The organism is Streptomyces sp. JLBJ103 (genome assembly GCF_058215575.1).
Map to the genome: position 1 here is coordinate 1,688,616 of NZ_CM177089.1, position 16,900 is coordinate 1,705,515.

At 72.6% G+C, this 16,900-nt stretch carries 13 protein-coding genes; 8 read left to right on the top strand and 5 right to left on the bottom strand.

What is annotated here, in order from left to right:
* The first annotated feature begins 54 nt into the window (after nucleotides 1-54).
* From AC4BEG_RS07275 to AC4BEG_RS07290, 4 genes are all read left to right on the top strand, one after another.
* Nucleotides 55-918: a 2-hydroxy-3-oxopropionate reductase gene (locus tag AC4BEG_RS07275; RefSeq protein WP_490707011.1), complete on the top strand. Its 864-nt coding sequence runs from the start codon at nucleotides 55-57 to the stop codon at nucleotides 916-918.
* 231 nt (nucleotides 919-1,149) lie between these two features.
* Nucleotides 1,150-1,836, top strand: a complete 687-nt coding sequence (locus AC4BEG_RS07280; RefSeq protein WP_490705084.1) for a hypothetical protein — start codon at nucleotides 1,150-1,152, stop codon at nucleotides 1,834-1,836.
* A gap of 160 nt (nucleotides 1,837-1,996) precedes the next feature.
* The gene (locus AC4BEG_RS07285; protein WP_490705085.1) at nucleotides 1,997-2,953 is read left to right on the top strand and encodes an alpha/beta fold hydrolase; all 957 of its coding nucleotides are present in this window, start codon (nucleotides 1,997-1,999) and stop codon (nucleotides 2,951-2,953) included.
* Nucleotides 2,954-3,037: 84 nt separating this feature from the next.
* Entirely contained in the window at nucleotides 3,038-3,865 is an 828-nt protein-coding gene (locus AC4BEG_RS07290; protein ID WP_490705086.1) for a neutral zinc metallopeptidase, read from the top strand.
* Nucleotides 3,866-3,895: 30 nt separating this feature from the next.
* On the opposite strand, the gene AC4BEG_RS07295 is transcribed toward AC4BEG_RS07290, so the two are convergent.
* Both AC4BEG_RS07295 and AC4BEG_RS07300 read right to left on the bottom strand, forming a co-directional pair.
* Complete coding sequence (locus AC4BEG_RS07295) at nucleotides 3,896-5,590, bottom strand: AMP-binding protein (protein WP_490705087.1); 1,695 nt, start codon at nucleotides 5,588-5,590, stop codon at nucleotides 3,896-3,898.
* 48 nt (nucleotides 5,591-5,638) lie between these two features.
* Complete coding sequence (locus tag AC4BEG_RS07300; RefSeq protein WP_490705088.1) at nucleotides 5,639-7,339, bottom strand: AMP-binding protein; 1,701 nt, start codon at nucleotides 7,337-7,339, stop codon at nucleotides 5,639-5,641.
* A gap of 148 nt (nucleotides 7,340-7,487) precedes the next feature.
* On the opposite strand from AC4BEG_RS07300, the gene AC4BEG_RS07305 reads away from it, so the two are divergent.
* The 3 genes from AC4BEG_RS07305 to AC4BEG_RS07315 all read left to right on the top strand — a co-directional run bounded on the left by AC4BEG_RS07305 (nucleotide 7,488) and on the right by AC4BEG_RS07315 (nucleotide 11,517).
* Entirely contained in the window at nucleotides 7,488-8,291 is an 804-nt protein-coding gene (locus AC4BEG_RS07305) for a helix-turn-helix transcriptional regulator (RefSeq protein ID WP_490707012.1), read from the top strand.
* 565 nt (nucleotides 8,292-8,856) lie between these two features.
* Nucleotides 8,857-10,044: a magnesium and cobalt transport protein CorA gene (locus AC4BEG_RS07310; RefSeq protein ID WP_490705089.1), complete on the top strand. Its 1,188-nt coding sequence runs from the start codon at nucleotides 8,857-8,859 to the stop codon at nucleotides 10,042-10,044.
* Nucleotides 10,045-10,152: 108 nt separating this feature from the next.
* The gene (locus AC4BEG_RS07315) at nucleotides 10,153-11,517 is read left to right on the top strand and encodes a pyridoxal phosphate-dependent decarboxylase family protein (protein WP_490705090.1); all 1,365 of its coding nucleotides are present in this window, start codon (nucleotides 10,153-10,155) and stop codon (nucleotides 11,515-11,517) included.
* Between the two features lie 30 nt (nucleotides 11,518-11,547).
* Here AC4BEG_RS07315 and AC4BEG_RS07320 read toward each other — a convergent pair whose 3' ends face one another.
* On the bottom strand, nucleotides 11,548-12,684 hold the full coding sequence (locus tag AC4BEG_RS07320) for a winged helix DNA-binding domain-containing protein (RefSeq protein WP_490705091.1): 1,137 nt from the start codon (nucleotides 12,682-12,684) through the stop codon (nucleotides 11,548-11,550).
* Nucleotides 12,685-12,841: 157 nt separating this feature from the next.
* Here AC4BEG_RS07320 and AC4BEG_RS07325 point away from each other — a divergent pair, with 157 nt between their 5' ends.
* The gene (locus AC4BEG_RS07325; RefSeq protein ID WP_490705092.1) at nucleotides 12,842-13,726 is read left to right on the top strand and encodes a phosphatidylinositol-specific phospholipase C; all 885 of its coding nucleotides are present in this window, start codon (nucleotides 12,842-12,844) and stop codon (nucleotides 13,724-13,726) included.
* Nucleotides 13,727-13,756: 30 nt separating this feature from the next.
* Here the strand turns inward: AC4BEG_RS07325 and AC4BEG_RS07330 are convergent, their stop codons facing one another.
* Both AC4BEG_RS07330 and AC4BEG_RS07335 read right to left on the bottom strand, forming a co-directional pair.
* Nucleotides 13,757-15,565, bottom strand: coding sequence for a glycoside hydrolase family 6 protein (locus AC4BEG_RS07330; protein ID WP_490705093.1), 1,809 nt, complete (start codon nucleotides 15,563-15,565; stop codon nucleotides 13,757-13,759).
* 131 nt (nucleotides 15,566-15,696) lie between these two features.
* A complete protein-coding gene (locus AC4BEG_RS07335; RefSeq protein ID WP_490705094.1) occupies nucleotides 15,697-16,896 on the bottom strand; it encodes an XdhC family protein in 1,200 nt (399 codons plus the stop codon).
* Nucleotides 16,897-16,900: the final 4 nt, after the last annotated feature.

Here is a 16,900-nt window from a genome sequence, read left to right on the forward strand (position 1 = left end):
GGCCGGACCGTGAGCGAAACCCTTCCCGCCATCGCCTGGATCGGACTCGGCATCATGGGCTCCCCCATGTCCGAGAACCTGATCAAGGCGGGCTACGACGTCACCGGATTCACCCTGGAACAGCGGAAGCTGGACCGGCTGGCCGCGGCCGGTGGCACCCCCGCCGGCTCCGTCGCCGACGCCGTCCGGAACGCCGATGTCGTGATCACCATGGTGCCCGCCTCGCCTCAGGTCGAGGCGGTCGTGCTGGGCGAGGACGGCGTACTGGCCCATGCCCGCCCCGGCAGTCTGCTGATCGACATGTCCTCCATCACCCCGCAGACCTCCCAGGCCGTGGCGCGGGCCGCCGCCGAGGGCGGCAAGGGCATCCGGGTGCTGGACGCACCGGTCTCCGGCGGCGAGGCCGGGGCGGTGGAGGCCGTGCTGTCCATCATGGTCGGCGGCGAGCCGGAGGACTTCGAACGGGCCCGGCCGATCTTCGCCGCCCTCGGGAAGACGGTTGTCCGGTGCGGACCGCACGGCGCCGGTCAGACCGTGAAGGCCGCCAACCAGCTGATCGTGGCGGCCAACATCCAGGCGTGCGCCGAGGCCGTGGTGTTCCTGGAGAAGTCCGGGGTGGACCTCGGGGCCGCACTCGACGTCCTCGCGGGCGGACTCGCCGGATCCACCGTCCTCCAGCGCAAGAAGGACAACTTCCTCCGCCGCGACTTCGCCCCCGGCTTCCGGATCGATCTGCACCACAAGGACATGGGCATCGTCACCGCCGCGGCCCGCGACGTCGGCGCCGCGCTGCCGGTGGGCGCCGTGGTGGCCCAGCTCGTCGCGGCGCTGCGTGCCCAGGGCGACGGCGGCCTCGACCACTCCGCCCTGCTGCGCGGTGTCGAACGGCTCTCCGGGGCGGTGGCCACCGGCCGCTGACCGCCCCGCACCCCAAGCCCCCGGGCGGCGGTGACCGGTGACTGTCCCAGTCGCGCCCGCCGGTACCGCCGCCCGGGAACCGCAACGCACCCGGCCGGGCTCCTCCACGCCTGCCCTGCGGCGGCGGCACAAAACCCCCAACTCCGCCCGCCGGGCGCCCGCTTCGTGGAGCATGGGCATCAGGGCCTGATACGCCCCCGCCCGTCCCCATGGACCTCCCGGAGCCCCGAGATGACAGACAGCGTGCCGGTGCGCTGCCCCGCGTGCCGTCGCGAGCAGTCCTTCACCCCGCCAACCTTCCCCTGCTCCTGCGGCGCCCCGCTCACCCTCCCGGTGCTGCGCGACGGCGCGCCCGAGGAGATCGAGCGCCGCACCTGGCAGAACATCTGGGTGGTGGTCGACTGTCCGTCGTGCGGCCGCCGGGGCCACTGGCCGCAGCCGGAGTTCGGCTGCGGCTGCGGACGTCTGGTCCGGGTCCCGGTCACACCCCCGTCGCCCGTCACGGCCCCGCCGTCCGGTCCCGCGGTACCGCGCCCGGCCTTCCGGCCGGTGACCATCCGCACCGCCCGGGACGCGGTCATGGCCGCCGCCGAGTATCTGAAGTGGCTGGGCTTCACGGATCCGCGGCAGCCGGAGGACCCGGAGGCCGGGGTGGATCTGTACGGCGGGGGTCTGGTGGCCCGGGTCGATCCGTCCACCCGCCCCGCGGAGCTGCGGGACGTCGAATGCCTGTGGCTGCACGGACTCCAGCGGTCGGCCCTGAGCGTCTTCTTCTCGCTGGCCGGTTACGCCCGGGAGGCGCGGGCACGCGGCGACGCCCTGGGCATCCCGCTGTTCATCATGGATCTGACCGGCACTCCGCAGCCGGTGAACGACCCGGCCGACGTGCTGATCCGGACGGGGCCGCCGGAGCGCTGAACTCCGCTGTGCCCCTTGTTCATTGTGGGCCCGCGGAGGGCCGTTTCTCCTCCTCTTCGCGGATGATCTTCGGGCGTTCCGCACGCCCTAGCGTGGTGACCGATCCCGCGCCGGATCGACTTCCCACCCTTGTCCGCGACCCTTGAGGGAGCGCCTCGTCATGCCTTCTTCCGCCCCGCCCGCCGGTTCCGTCCCGTCCGACCGCACCGTGCGGCACGGCGATGCCGAACTGGCCGTCCGTGACCACGGCGGCACAGGACCCGCGCTGCTGCTGCTCCACGGCGCCGGCCGTACGCTCGCCGACTGGTCGGGCGCCGCGGCCGAGCTGACCGCCGACCACCGCGTCGTCGCCATGGATCTGCGCGCCCACGGCCACTCCTCCGCGGGGTCCGGGCCGTGGACGATCCCGGCCGTGCTCGGCGATGTCGACGCCGTACTGGACGCGTGCGGCATCCCGGACGCGGTGCCCGTGGGCCATTCGCTCGGCGGCATGGTGGCCGCGCTCCACGCCGACGCCCATCCGCACACCCCCGGCGCGGTCAACCTCGACGGCATCGGCCAGGGGCGGCCCGAGCAGTACGTCGGCCTGGATCCGGAGACGGTGCGCGAACGGCTGGCCCGCGCCCATGAGGTCAGCCGGGCAGGCGCGGGCCGAGTCCTCCCGCCCGAAGGTCTGGAGGCCGTCCGCGGCTATCACCGGGCCATGGCGGACCAGCTGGGGTTCGCGCCCGAGCTGCTGGAGGAGGGGCTCCGGCGCTCCCTGGCCGAGACCGGCGACGGGCGGCTGGTGCTGCGGCCCGAGCGCGAGCGCGCCGTGGAGATGCTCGACGCGATGGACGAGCTGGACATGGTGGCCCTCTACCGCCGGACGACCCGTCCGCTGCTGGTGGTGCGCGCCGGACGGCTCGCGGACCAGGGTGACCAATTGGCCTGGTACGACGAGCTGATGGCGGCCTACGTCAAGGGGCTGGACCGGGAGCTCACGGCGCTCGCCGCCGAGCGGCCCTCCCTCACGGTGCGCACGGTCGACGCGACCCACGCGATGCTGCTCGAGCGCCCGCGCGTACTGGCGGAGGAGATCCGTGCCTTCGTCCATCACCTGGACTTGCGCAACTGACCGGCGAACGCTTCCGTTGAGAGACCACCCTCCACCGTTCACTGGCTCACCCGACCCATCCGCACGACCGGCCGGAGGCGAACGATGGCTGCTCCGTGGTACCTCAGATTATCCGCCGCCCTGCTCACCACTACGACCCTGCTGACGGCCACCGGCTGCGGGGGCGGCGACAGCCCGCCGCCGCGTCCCTCCGGCAGCTCCCCCGCGCCCACCACGACCACCCTGGGCGCTACTCCGGGCGGTACGTCCGGCGGTACTCCGGCCACCACCCCGGCCGGTACTCCGCCCGGCACCTCCCCGGGGCCGGTGGGCGAGAGCTCTGCGAGCGGCGGCGGGGGCGGCTCGGAGACCGTGGAGGGGGACATCGACGCGGCGGTGTCCGTCACCACCACCTACTGGTCCAGCCACTGGTCCGAGTTCTTCACGGGCACCTACAACGCCCCGCGGGTGCAGGGCGCGTACGACGGTGCCGCCTCGGACGCGCCCGCCTGCGGTTCCGAACCGCTGCCCGACGACAACGCCGTCTACTGCCCCGCCGGGGACTTCATAGCGTGGGACATGGACCTGATGCGCGGCGGCCACCAGCGGGGCGATGCCTGGGTGTACCTGGTCATCGCCCACGAGTGGGGCCATGCCGTCCAGAACCGGCTGGACGCGGGCCTGGTCGACCTGGCCCGTGAGCTCCAGGCCGACTGTCTGGCCGGGGCGGTGCTCTTCGGCGCCGCCCGCGACCACACCCTCACCTTCGAGGAGGGCGACACCGAGGAACTGTCCGACGCCCTGACCGTCCTCGCCGACAAGACGCCCTGGACCAGCACCTCCGACCACGGCGACGCGACCCAGCGGGTGTCGGCCTTCAACCAGGGCGCGCAGTCCGGGGTGAAGGGCTGTCTGCCGAACGCGGGGCAGTGAGCCACGGCCGACCTGAGGTGACCGCCGCCGTCAGAGCGGCGCCGACCGCGCCGTCCGCTCGGCATCACCGCGGTCGGTCAGGTCGGGGTCGGTACGGGACTCCGGGAGCGGCGCCACCTCACGGGCGCCGCTCTCGCGCAGCTCCACCTTCCGGACCTTGCCGCTGACCGTCATCGGGAAGGCGTCCATCAGCCGCAGATGGCGCGGCACCTTGTAGTGCGCGAGGCGTCCCCGGCAGAAGCGTGCGAGTTCATCACGGGTGAGGGGCTTCGCGCCGTCCGCCAGGATGACGCAGGCCATGATCTCCTCGCCGTACTTCTCGTCGGGCACGCCCACCACCTGCACATCGGCGATCTTGGGATGGGTGTGCAGAAACTCCTCGATCTCCCGCGGATAGACGTTCTCCCCACCGCGGATGATCATGTCCTTGATCCGGCCGACGATCTGGACATAGCCGTCCTCGCCCATCACCGCGAGGTCGCCGGTGTGCATCCAGCGGGCGCTGTCGATGGCCTCGGCGGTCAGCTCGGGCTCCTGCCAGTAGCCGAGCATCACCGAATAGCCACGGGTGCACAGTTCACCGCGGGTGCCGCGGGGGACGGTCACGCCGGTGGCCGGGTCGACCACCTTCACCTCGACATGCGGCAGCACCCGGCCGACGGTCTCGGTGCGGCGCTCCAGGTCGTCGTCGCGCCGGGTCTGGGTGGACACCGGTGAGGTCTCGGTCATGCCGTAGCAGATGGACACCTCGGCCATATGCATCTGCGACACCACCCGCCGCATCACCTCCACCGGACAGGTCGACCCCGCCATGATCCCGGTGCGCAGCGAGGAGAGGTCGAACGTGGCGAAGTCCGGCAGGCCCAGCTCGGCGATGAACATCGTGGGCACGCCGTACAGCGAGGTGCAGCGCTCCCGCTCGACGGCCGCGAGGGTGGCCGCGGGGTCGAAGGCCGGGGCGGGGAGGACGATGCAGGCGCCGTGGCTGGTGGCCGCCAGGTTGCCCATGACCATGCCGAAGCAGTGGTAGAAGGGCACTGGCAGACAGATCCGGTCCTGGTGGGTGTAACCGACCGTCTCCCCCACGAAGTAGCCGTTGTTGAGGATGTTGTGGTGGGAGAGGGTGGCGCCCTTGGGGAAGCCGGTGGTGCCGGAGGTGTACTGGATATTGACCGGGTCGTCGCAGGAGAGCCGGGCCTCCCGCTCGGCCAGCCTCGAAGGCGGCACCTCGGAGCCCGCGCGCACCAGCCCGTCCCAGGTGCGGTCGCCGATGTAGACCACATCGCGCAGGGCGGGGCAGTCGGAGCGCACCTGCTCGACCATGCGGCGGTAGTCGCTGGTCTTGTGCTCGATGGCGGAGACCAGCACGGAGATCCCGGCCTGCCGCAGCACATACCGCAGTTCATGGACACGGTAGGCGGGGTTGATATTGACCATGATGGCGCCGATACGGGCGGTGGCGTACTGCACCAGGACCCATTCGGGGCAGTTGATGGCCCAGATACCGACCCGGTCGCCCTTGCCGACGCCCTTGGCCATCAGCCCGAGCGCGACCTCCTCGACCGCCCGGCCGAACTGGGCGTAGGTCCAGCGGCGGCCGGAGGCGATGTCGACCAGCGCCTCACGGTCGCCGAACCGCTCGACGGTACGGGCCAGATCGGCGCCGATGGTGTCGCCCAGCAGCGGAAGTTCGCTTACGCCGCTGGCGTACGACAGGGCGGTCATGGTGTCTCCTCGTACGGGGATGCGTGGGGGGGAGGTGGTCATGAGGGCTCAAGCCTCCTCATGGAATTCGATGCCGTCGCCACGCGCGGTGGCTTCCCGCAGTTCGATGCGGCGGATCTTTCCGGAGACGGTCTTGGGCAGTTCGGCGAACTCCAGGCGACGGACCCGCTTGTAGGGGGCCAGCACCGCCCGGGAGTGGGCGAACAGCGCCTTGGCGGTGTCGGGGCCGGGCTCCCAGCCGTCGGCCAGCACGATGTACGCCTTCGGCACCGCCAGCCGCACCGGATCGGGGGCGGGCACCACCGCGGCCTCGGCCACCGCCTCGTGCTCCAGCAGCGCGCTCTCCAGCTCGAACGGCGAGATCTTGTAGTCGGACGCCTTGAACACATCGTCGGCGCGGCCGATGTAGGTGATGTAGCCGTCGGCGTCGCGCGAACCGATGTCGCCGGTGCGGTAGTAGCCGTCCGCGGTGGCCTCCGCGGTGCGCTCCTCGTCGCCCTCGTACCCCGCCATCAGGCCGACCGGACGGCCACCGGGTCCGGTGAGGTCCAGGCAGATCTCGCCCTCGTCGGCGGGCTGCCCGGTGACCGGGTCGAGCAGGACGACGGAGAAGCCGGGGGTGGGCCGTCCCATCGAACCGGTCTTCAGCGGCTGACCGGGGGTGTTGGCCACCTGGACGGCGGTCTCGGTCTGGCCGAAGCCGTCCCGGATGGTGACGCCCCAGGCGCCCCGGACATGCTCGATGACCTCGGGGTTGAGCGGTTCGCCCGCGGCCACGGCCTCGCGCGGGGGGCGCCGCAGCTGGGTCAGATCGGCCTGGATGAGCATTCGCCAGACGGTGGGCGGGGCGCAGAAGGTGGTGACGGCGCAGCGGTCCATCTCGGCCATCAGCCGGGCGGCGTCGAACCGGGTGTAGTTGTGGACGAAGACGGTCGCCTCGGCGTTCCACGGCGCGAAGAGGTTGGACCAGGCGTGCTTGGCCCAGCCCGGGGAGGAGATGTTGAGGTGGACATCGCCCGGCCGCAGCCCGATCCAGTACATCGTCGCCAGATGGCCGATGGGATACGAGATATGGGTGTGCTGGACGAGTTTGGGGCGGGCGGTGGTCCCGGAGGTGAAGTACAGCATCAGGGGGTCGTCGGCGAGGGTCGGTCCGTCGGGCACGAACGGCTCGTCCGGCGCGTCCCCCGCCGTGAGCCCGGCCGTCCCCGCGTCCTCGTAGGCGAGCCACCCTTCCCGCAGACCACCGACCGAGATCCGGGTGTAGTCGCCCGGCACCCCGTCGAACTTGCCGGTGTCCTCGGCCCGGACGATGACGTGCTTCGCCCGGCCGCGCTCGACGCGGTCGACGAGGTCGACCGGGCCGAGCAGCGGGGTGGCGGGGATGACCACGGCGCGCAGCTTCATCGCGGCGAGCGCGGTCTCCCACAGCTCGCGCTGATTGCCGAGCATCACCACGATGCGGTCGCCCGCCTCGACACCGAGGTCGCGCAGCCAGCCCGCCGCCCGGTCCGAGCGCCGGCGCATCTCCTCGAAGCTCACTCGGGTCTCGGTGCGGTCTTCCTCGACGATGTGCAAAGCGGTGCGGTCATTGCCCTCGGCGATGCGGTCGAACCAGTCCAGCGCCCAGTTGAAGCGTTCCGGGCGCGGCCAGCCGAACCCCTCGTACGCCGCCGGGTAGTCCTCCCGGTGCTCGAGCAGGAAGTCCCGTGCCACGCGGAAGTCGTGAGACGCCTTGTTTGCTGCCACATGTCCTCCTGATTGCCGTACCGCTCGCTAGCATCGTGCGACGGGTGATCTGAGTCTCACCACCCCCGGACGGGGGTGGCGGTATTTCGGGGAGGTGGCCGTGGCGGATTCGGACCGGACCGTCGACGTACGGACGACACTGCTGCGGATGCGCCGGAGCGGTGGACTGCCCGTGGCGTTCGGCGGGCTGTGCGCGGGCTTACGGCAGTTCCGCATCTCCGAACTGACCGGCACCACCACCAACTCCCTGCGCGGGCTTGCCATCGCTCCCGGGAACGGCCTGGGCGGCAAGGTGCTCACCATGTCCCGGCCGCTCTCCGTGGCCGACTACCCCGCCTCGCGGGCGATCAGCCACGAATACGACGCGTCGGTGGGCGCCGAGGGGCTGCGCTCGATGCTGGCGGTTCCGGTGGTGGTCCGCGGCCGGTTGCGCGGGGTGCTCTACGGCGCGCTGCGCCAGCCGCTGGTGCTCGGCGACCGGGCGCTGAGCGCGGCGGTGGAGGCGGCACGCGAACTGGAACAGTCGCTCGCGGTGCGGGACGAGGCGGAGCGGCTGATGGACGTGGCGCAGCAGCGGCCGTCGGCCGCGGAGGCGGATCCGGCGCTGTGGGAGGAGGTGCGCGAAGCCCATGGCGATCTGCGGGCCCTGGCGCACCGGGTGGCCGATCCGCAGCTGCGGCGGGAACTCCTCAGCGCATGCGGACGGCTGGCGCGGGCCTCCTCTGGCGGCACCCGGGTGCCGCCCGGCCGCAAGCCGGTGGAGCTGTCGCCGCGCGAGGTGGACGTACTGGCGTGCGTGGCCTCCGGCGCCACCAACTCCTCCGCGGCGGACCGGCTGGGGCTGCGCCCGGAGACCGTGAAGAGCTATCTGCGCTCGTCCATGCGGAAGCTGGGGGCACACACCCGCCTCCACGCGGTAGTAGAGGCCCGCCGAGCGGGCCTCCTCCCGTAACCGAACCCGGTGCATGCCGCCGACCGACGGCGGGGTGTGTGAGGCGGCCTTCCGCCGCGGGGCGCTTGGCGGATGCCGTGCGCGCCGCGCGGCTCCTGGCCCCCGCCGACGTCGGCGGGGGCGGACTGCGGCCGCATGGCGGCCGAGCCCAGGAGGCGCCCTGGGCCGCGCGCGGCCAAAGGCCCAGCGCCACATCCGAAGCGCACCCGCAAGCGCGGGCCGCGGCGCCACGGTCCCAGCGGGGCCGAGCCCGCGCAGGCGGACGCGGCCGGGCTCAGGGGCGTCCCAGGTAGTGCGGCCGCGCGGAGTCGCGCGGCCGCACCGCGCGGGTGGGCGCGGGGAGGGATATCCTGCTCGTGGTCAGTGCTCTGCGCCCGCGCGCCCACGGCGAGGAGGTGAGGTCCGCGATGCACGGTGAACCTCCCAGTCGTACGCCGCGAGGCGCCACCCCGGCCCGGCTGTTCTGAGCGCCAGGCGAGCGCGATTCCCAGCCCGGTCCGGTGGCGGTGCCCGGCGGTGTTCCCCACACTCCGCTTCCGCGCCCGCTACCCGTAAAGGACCCGCCATGTCCGAGCGCTCCTCCCGCACCCCGCGGTCCTCGAGGCGGTACCCCTGGCTGCGCCCCACCGCCGCCCGTGAGGCGAACTCCGCTCCGCGGCCCTCCCCCGGGCGGCCGGGCCCGCCGCGCGGTGAACCCCTGCCGGTGGCGTCCGACGGCGCGCCCGCCGAGGACCGCAGCGTGGTGGACGCCGCGGTCTACCGCGGGGGCCGCCGGGTGGGCACCCCCGGGACCCTGGCCGCCACCTACCGCCGGCTGCGCGAGGAGCCGGGCGCGATGGCGTGGATCGGGCTGTACCGGCCGTCGGAGGAGGAGCTGCTGTCGCTGGCCGAGGAGTTCGATCTGCACAAGCTGTCCATCGAGGACGCGATGGAGGCGCATCAGCGGCCCAAGCTGGAGCGCTACGGCGAGACGCTGTTCGTGGTGCTGCGCGCCGCCCGCTATCTGGACGCGCCGGAGGAGGTCGACTTCGGCGAGCTGCACATCTTCGTGGGCCCGGACTTCGTGATCACCGTCCGGCACGGCGCCGCCCCCGATCTGTCCGCGGTGCGCACCCGGATGGAATCGGCGCCCGAGCTGCTGGCGCTGGGCCCGGAGGCGGTGCTCTACGCGATCCTGGACGCGGTGGTGGACGGCTACGCCCCGGTCGTCGCGGGGGTGCAGAACGACATCGACGAGATCGAGACCGAGGTGTTCCGGGGCGACCCGGATGCGTCCCGCCGGATCTACGAACTCTCCCGTGAGATGGTCGAGTTCCAGCGCGCGACCCGCCCCCTGGTGGGGATGTTGCGGGGGCTGATGGCCGGGTTCGACAAGTACGGCACCGACGAGGAGCTCCAGCGCTATCTGCGGGACGTCGCCGACCACGTCACCCACACCAGCGAGCGGGTGGACGGCTTCCGCTCGGCGCTCACCGACATCCTGGCGGTCAACGCCACGCTGGTGACCCAGCAGCAGAACGCCGAGATGCGGGCGCTCGCGGAGGCCGGGTTCGAGCAGAACGAGGAGGTCAAGAAGATCTCCGCGTGGGCGGCCATCCTCTTCGCGCCGACCCTGGTCGGGACGATCTACGGCATGAACTTCCAGAGCATGCCGGAGCTGCACTGGGCGTTCGGTTACCCCTTCGCGATCGTCCTGATGGCCATCGTCTGCACCGGCCTGTATCTCGTCTTCAAGCGGCGGGGCTGGCTCTGAGCCGTCCGGCTCATCGCCCCCGGCGATCGGACGGTTGCCACGGGATTCGCCAGCACATACGTTTGGCCCCAAACATCCCATTGGGCGCGAGGGAAGGCCGGACACCGCATGGACCTGGGACACTGGCTCGGCCGGGCCGTGGAGGCGAACCGCGCGTGGGCGGAAGTGTACGGCCCCTTCCGCTCCCATCCGTCGCTGGAGATCGACGATGAGCGGTTCGCCGAGGTGTTCGGCACCTTCACCGAGCGGCTGAAGGAGAACTACCCGTTCTTCCACCCCCGCTACGCCGGGCAGATGCTCAAGCCCCCGCACCCCGCCGCCATGGTCGGCTATCTCACCGCCATGCAGATCAACCCCAACAACCACGCGCTGGACGGCGGACCGGCCACCGCGCGGATGGAGCGGGAGGTGGTGGAGCAGCTGGCCACGATGTTCGGCTACGACACCCATCTCGGCCACCTCACCACCAGCGGCACCGTCGCCAACCTCGAGGCGCTCTTCGTCGCCCGTGAACTCCACCCCGGCCGGGGCGTCGCCTACAGCGCCGAGGCGCACTACACCCACGGCCGGATGTGCGGTGTGCTGGGCGTCGAGGGGCATGCGGTGCCCACCGACGGCCGGGGCCGGATCGACCTCGACGCGCTGGAGGAGCTGCTGGCCACGGGCCGGGTGGGCACCGTCGTGCTCACCGCGGGCACCACCGGCCTCGGCGCGATCGACCCCATCGACCGGGCCCTGGCGCTGCGCGAGCGCTACGGCGTACGGATCCATGTGGACGCCGCCTACGGGGGCTTCTTCACCCTGCTGGCCGGAGCCGAGGGCCCGGCCGGGCTGGCCGAGGCGCCCTGGCGGGCCATCGCGCGGTGCGACTCGGTCGTCGTCGACCCGCACAAGCACGGGCTCCAGCCCTACGGCTGCGGGGCGGTGCTGTTCGCGGATCCGGAGGTCGGCCGCTTCTATCTCCATGACTCCCCCTACACCTACTTCACCTCCGAGGAGCTGCACCTCGGCGAGATCAGCCTGGAGTGCTCACGCGCCGGGGCCTCGGCGGCCGCGCTGTGGCTCACCTTCCAGCTGCTGCCGCCCACCCCGGAGGGTCTTGGCCAGGTGCTCGCGGCCGGGCGCCGGGCCGCGCTCACCTGGTCGGAGCTGATCGAGGGCTCCGAGCTGCTCGATCTGTACCAGCCGCCGGAGCTGGACATCGTCAGCTACTTCCCGGTGACCGAACCGGCCGCGCTCTCCGCGATCGACCGTGCCTCGGCCCGGATCCTCCAGGAGGGCATGACCGGCGAGCACCCCGTCTTCCTCTCCACGCTCCGGGCCGACGCCCGCGCGTTCACCGGCCGCCACCCCAAGCTGACCGCCGACGCGGAGGGCGCGCGGATCCTGCGGAGTGTGCTGATGAAGCCGGAGTCCGAGGACTATGTGACCGAACTGCACGGCCGGGTCGAGGAGCTGGCCCGGCGGGCGTGACGGCGGCGGGGGTTCGACGGCGGCGGGGTTTCAGGGCGCCGGGCGCTCGATCCGCACCGCGTGGGTGGCGGCCGTGGGATCGGTCGCGTCGAGCAGCCGTGCCGCCTGCCCCTCCAGGGCCTCCTGATCGTCGGCGGTCAGGGGGACGAACGGGGAGACCGTCAGCGTCGCCGTGGCGCTGTCGCCCTTGCCGGTGCGGTCGATGCCCCAGATGCCGCCGACGAAGCCGTCCACCAGGATCGTGCCGCGCACCACGGCGTTGACGCCCATCACCCGCGTCCGGTAGGCGTCGTCCATCACCCGGGCGCGGTCGGCGTGCGAGAGCAGCAAATTGTCGAAGTCGGCCACCAGCCGCGCCGCAACCGGCGTCCCCGGGTCCGGAAGCGGCGCGTCCGGTATGTCGTACAGCTCGCGCCCGCCCTCGTCCCTGAAGGTGCGCAGGCCCGGACGCAGCCGGTCCAGCACCTCACGCAGCCCGGTCAGCCCGCACCACTTCTGGACGTCGGCGACGGTCGCGGGCCCGAAGGCGGCGAGATAGCGCAGCACCACCGCCTCCAGGGCGGCGGCCGGGGAGCCGGTCTCCATCGGCCGGCCGAGCCAGTCCTCCACGCTGGTGTAGCGGGGCCCGCCGCCGCGGCTCCACAGACCGCGCGGCGGCACCTGGACCAGCGGCGCCCACAGCCGCAGCGCGTTCACCAGCGCGCCCGGGTCCGCCTCCGGCCAGCGCGCGCCCAGCTCCCGCCGCAGCTCCGCGGGACCCAGCGCGTCCGGACCCAGCAGTTCCCGCGCCAGCGCCACCAGCTCCTCCTGCTCCACACCGCGCACCCCGCGCGCGAAGGGCGTCTGCCGGAACGACCGGTCCAGCATCGGCTGCACCAGCGGACGCAGCCGCAGCGCGTCCTCGGCGCTCACCAGGTGCACGGTGCCGCGCATCAGCACCATCCGCACCACCTGCCGCTCCGTCATCAGCTTTTCCAGCTCGGTGAAGGCGAAGCCGTCGAGCCGGGTCCACAGCCCGAGGTACGGCGCACCCGGCGCCTGGGACTGCATACCGACCAGCCACTCGATCGTCTCGAGGGCGGTCAGGGACGCCGACGGGTTCAGCAGCAGCTGTCGCTCCAGCAGCGCCCGGTTGAGCGCGCGGGGGCCGAGCACGGGGTGTGTCATACCCCGGACGGTACGGGCCCTTGCGGACAGTTGCTGTCCTCCATCCCCCGCCACTTCTGACACTCCGGCCCAACGTGCGGCTTTTCGGGGCGACTTGTGCTTCGATGCCCAGCGGCACCGGACGAACGGGCGAGTAACAAACGACGGGAGTGTGCGTATGGACCGGCGAGGGTTCCTCAAGGGCGCGGCCGCGATCTCCGCCGCGGGACTGATATCCACCGCGGGCGGTACGGCGACGGCCACCGCCGCGCCACCCCGGCGGCTCGCCCCTCAGGACTGGCTCTCCGCCGTGGCCGACGCCACCCCCGTCCAACGGCTGACCCTGCCCGGCACCCATGACTCCGGCTCCCGCCACGGCGGTCCGTGGACCGAGTGCCAGAACGCCGCCATCGGCGACCAGCTCACCAGCGGCATCCGCTTCCTGGACATCCGCTGCCGGGCCTTCGAGAACGCCTTCCCGATCCATCACGGCCCCTTCTACCAGCACGTCAACTTCGACGATGTGCTGGGCGCCTGCCGCTCCTTCCTCTCCGCCCATCCGACGGAGACCGTGCTGATGCGGGTCAAACAGGAGTACTCGGAGGAGAGCGCCGAGGAGTTCCGCCGGATCTTCGACAGCTACCTCGACAAGGGCTGGCGTTCGCTGTTCCGCCTGGACAGCACCCTCCCCACCCTGGGCGAGGCCCGGGGCAGGGTGGTGCTGCTCGGCGACTCCGGCGCGATGCCGGGCATCCGGTACGGCGACGCCCAGCTCTTCGACATCCAGGACGACTACATGGCCGAGCCGTTCGGGAAGTACCCGAAGATCGAGGCGCAGTTCCGCAAGGCGGTCGAGCAGCCCGGCAAGCTGTTCATGAACTACGTCAGCACCGCCGCGCTGCTGCCGCCCCGCTCCAATGCGGACCGGCTCAACCCCCAGGTCAGGAGCTTCCTGGAGGGCGCCGGAACCCAGGGTTGGACGGGGCTCGGCATTGTCCCGATGGACTTTCCGAACACCGCCTCCGGCCTGGTCGACGCCCTCATCAAGAAGAACCCCGTCTGACGGACGTACCGGGGGACGTATAGGGGCGGATCAGAGCGACGGCCGGGCGAACCGTACGAGCTCCAGGGCCTGGTCGGGGAACCACTTCCCCGCCTCGGGGTCGACCGTGCCGCGCTCCGGGTCCTCGGGCCCGCTCGTGCCGCGCAGACACCGTCCGTCGGACTCACCCGGCGTCTTCACCCACAGCGCCGCGTCCTGGAGCGGATCGCCGGTGTTGGTGGTCGGGCGCACGCCCAGACCCCGGTCGGGCGGGTTGCACCACGGCTGGGGATCGCTGTGGTCACTGCCCTCCGGGGTCCACGGGCCCTGGCCGTTGCGGCTGGTGTCGGTGACGAAGTGCTTCAGCTGCGCCTCGTCGGGGGCGTGCTCCTGGACCCAAGCCTGGGCACGCCGGTGGGACCAGTTGCGGTCGGCGCAGTCCGCGGGGTCCCCGCCCTCGTCGGCGTAGGCCAGACAGGAGGAGATCAGCCGTCCGTACCAGGTGTTGGCCGCGTCGGTCTGGTAGTGCGAGACATTGAGCGCGAAGCCGGTGGCACGGTCGATCCCGGCCTTGAGGAGGCGGGGCACGATGCTGCTGACGGAATGCCAGCCGGCGTGGCCCGCGTCCAGATAGACCGCGGTCTCGCCGAGTGCGGTGAGGACGTCGACCGCGTAGTTGATCTCGGAATAGCGGGCGGCGGTCTGCGGGTCCTCCTCGTCGATGAGCTGGTCGAGGCCCTCGGGGTCGTTCGGGTCGTCGAGATCGCCGACGACCTCCGGGTTGCCGGTGTCGGGGAGGGCGGGATCGGCGGCGGCCGTTCCGGAGGCGGAGGGTTCGGGGCTGGGCAGGACGCTGGGCGACTCCGAAGCGGAGGGTTGGTTGGAGGCGGAGGCCCCGTTCGAAGCGGACGCCCCGTTCGAGACGGAGGGCTCGGGAGCCGGGGTCTGGGCCGCGGGAGCCTGGGCCGCCGGGGACTGGGTCGCGGAGGGCTTCGGCGACGACGGCGTCTGAGCGGCGGGCTTCTCGGCTGCCGGGGTCTGGGCCGCGGGCTTCTCGGCGGCGGGCTTCTCCGCCGCGGGCTTCTCGGCAGCAGGCTTCTCCACCGCGGGTGACGTGCTGGGCTGGGCCCCCGTGGCGGGGGTGGACCCCGTACCCGGGTCGGGCAGCGGGGGCAGCTCGCCCTCGCCCGTATCCGTGCCCCCGGTACCGGCACTCGCACTGGCGCCCGCGCCCGCGGCCTGATCGTCCACGGGGGCGGCCGGATCGGCCTCGGCAGGCAGGGTGCTCGCCTCCGCCTCCCCCGGCCCGTCGTCGGCCGCGTTGTCCCCGTCTCCGCCGGTCGCGTTCTGCTCGCAGTCGGACGGCAGCAGCGCCAGGGAGTCGGGTTCCAGGACAATCAGCGCCTTGCGCGCTCCGATGCCCTCGGCGACGGCGTCGATCCACGCCTGGTACTCGGCGGTGCTCCGCGCGCCACCGGCCGAGTAGCTGCCGCAGTCCCGGCCCGGGACGTCGTACAGCGTCAGGACCGGCACCGTGCCGTGCGCCTCGGCGCTGCGGGTGGTCGTCCGGACCATCCGCTCCACCTCCTCGGGGCTCTCGTCCCCGTACCAGAGGGCGTGGGGAGTGCGCACCATGGAGAGGAGCCCCCTGGCCTCACGGCTCTCGCCCCGCCAGGCGAGCCGGGTCACCTGGCTGTAGGGGTCCCGTTCGGGTGGCGGGGCGTAGAAACGGCTGCCGCGCAGGGCGTCCCCGACGCCCTGGGGCGTGGCCGCGTGCACGGTCGAACTGGTCATCAGGGGAAGGGCGGTGGCGGCCAGAACGGCCATCGGGGCGGCGAGGTTTTTCCGCTTGCTACGCACGGGCGCACTCCAGAGGGCTGCGGACGGGTCAGATCTGACTCTCACTCAGAAGATCGGACCCGGCAACGCGGCTGTACGCCAGGTGGCGGCACCGCTTTCCCGCCCAGGAGTGGCCTTAGATCGGATGAACGTCAGACGGCCGACCCGATCCGGTCCGTGGGGGCCCGTCCGGCGTCGTGGTGGATGGGGGTGTGCGCCCCGGTCAGCGGCACTCCGCTGCCGCCCCGGCGGGCGGCGACGATCTCGCCCGCGATGGACAGTGCCGTCTCCTCGGGGGTGTGGGCGCCGAGGTCGAGCCCGATCGGGGAGCGCAGCCGGGCCAGCTCCCCATCGCCCAGGCCCACCTCGCGCAGCCGTCGCAGCCGGTCGAGGTGGGTGCGACGGGAGCCCATCGCCCCGACGTAGCCGACGGGCATCCGCAGCGCCCGCTCCAGCAGCGGGACGTCGAACTTCGCGTCGTGGGTGAGGACGCAGAGCACGGTCCGGGCGTCCACCTCGGCCGTCTCGAGATAGCGGTGCGGCCAGTCGACGACCACCTCGTCGGCCTCCGGGAAGCGGTGGGCCGCCGCGAAGACCGGACGGGCGTCGCAGACCGTCACGTGGTAGCCGAGGAACTTCCCGATCCGCACCAGGGCACTCGCGAAGTCGATCGCCCCGAAGACGATCATGCGGGGCGGGGCCACGCTGGACTCGACGAGCAGGGTGACCGGGCTGCCGCAGCGGCTGCCCTCGGCACCGATGACCACGCTCGCGGTCCGCCCGGCGTCCAGCAGGGCGCGCGCCTCCCCCGCCGCGGTGCGGTCCAGCGCCGCCCGGTCGGCCGCGGAGGCGCCCTCGGGTCCGCCGAGGGTGCCCTCGTACGTCCCGTCCGGGCGGACCAGCAGGGCGCGGCCCAGCAGTCCGTCCGGGCCGTCCACGATCCGCGCGAGCGCCACCGCCTCGCCGCCGGCCGCGGCCTCGCCTCCCGCCGCGGCCGAGCGGACCGCGGCGGCGAGGACGGGGCGCAGCACGGTGTCCGCCGCCGGGACCGGTGTGACCAGGACGTCGATGACCCCACCGCAGGTCAGACCCACCGCGAAGGCGTCCTCGTCGGAGTAGCCGAAGCGGGTCCGGACCGGTTCGCCGGTGCTCAGCGCCTCCTGGCACAGCTCGTAGACCGCGCCCTCCACACAGCCGCCGGACACGCTGCCGATGGCCGTGCCGTCGGCGTCGACGGCGAGAGCCGCGCCCGGCTGCCGGGGTGCGCTGCCGCTGACGGCCACCACGGTGGCGACGGCGAAGTCCCGTCCGTCCTCGCACCAGCGATGCAGTTCGGCAGCGATGTCCAGCATGGTG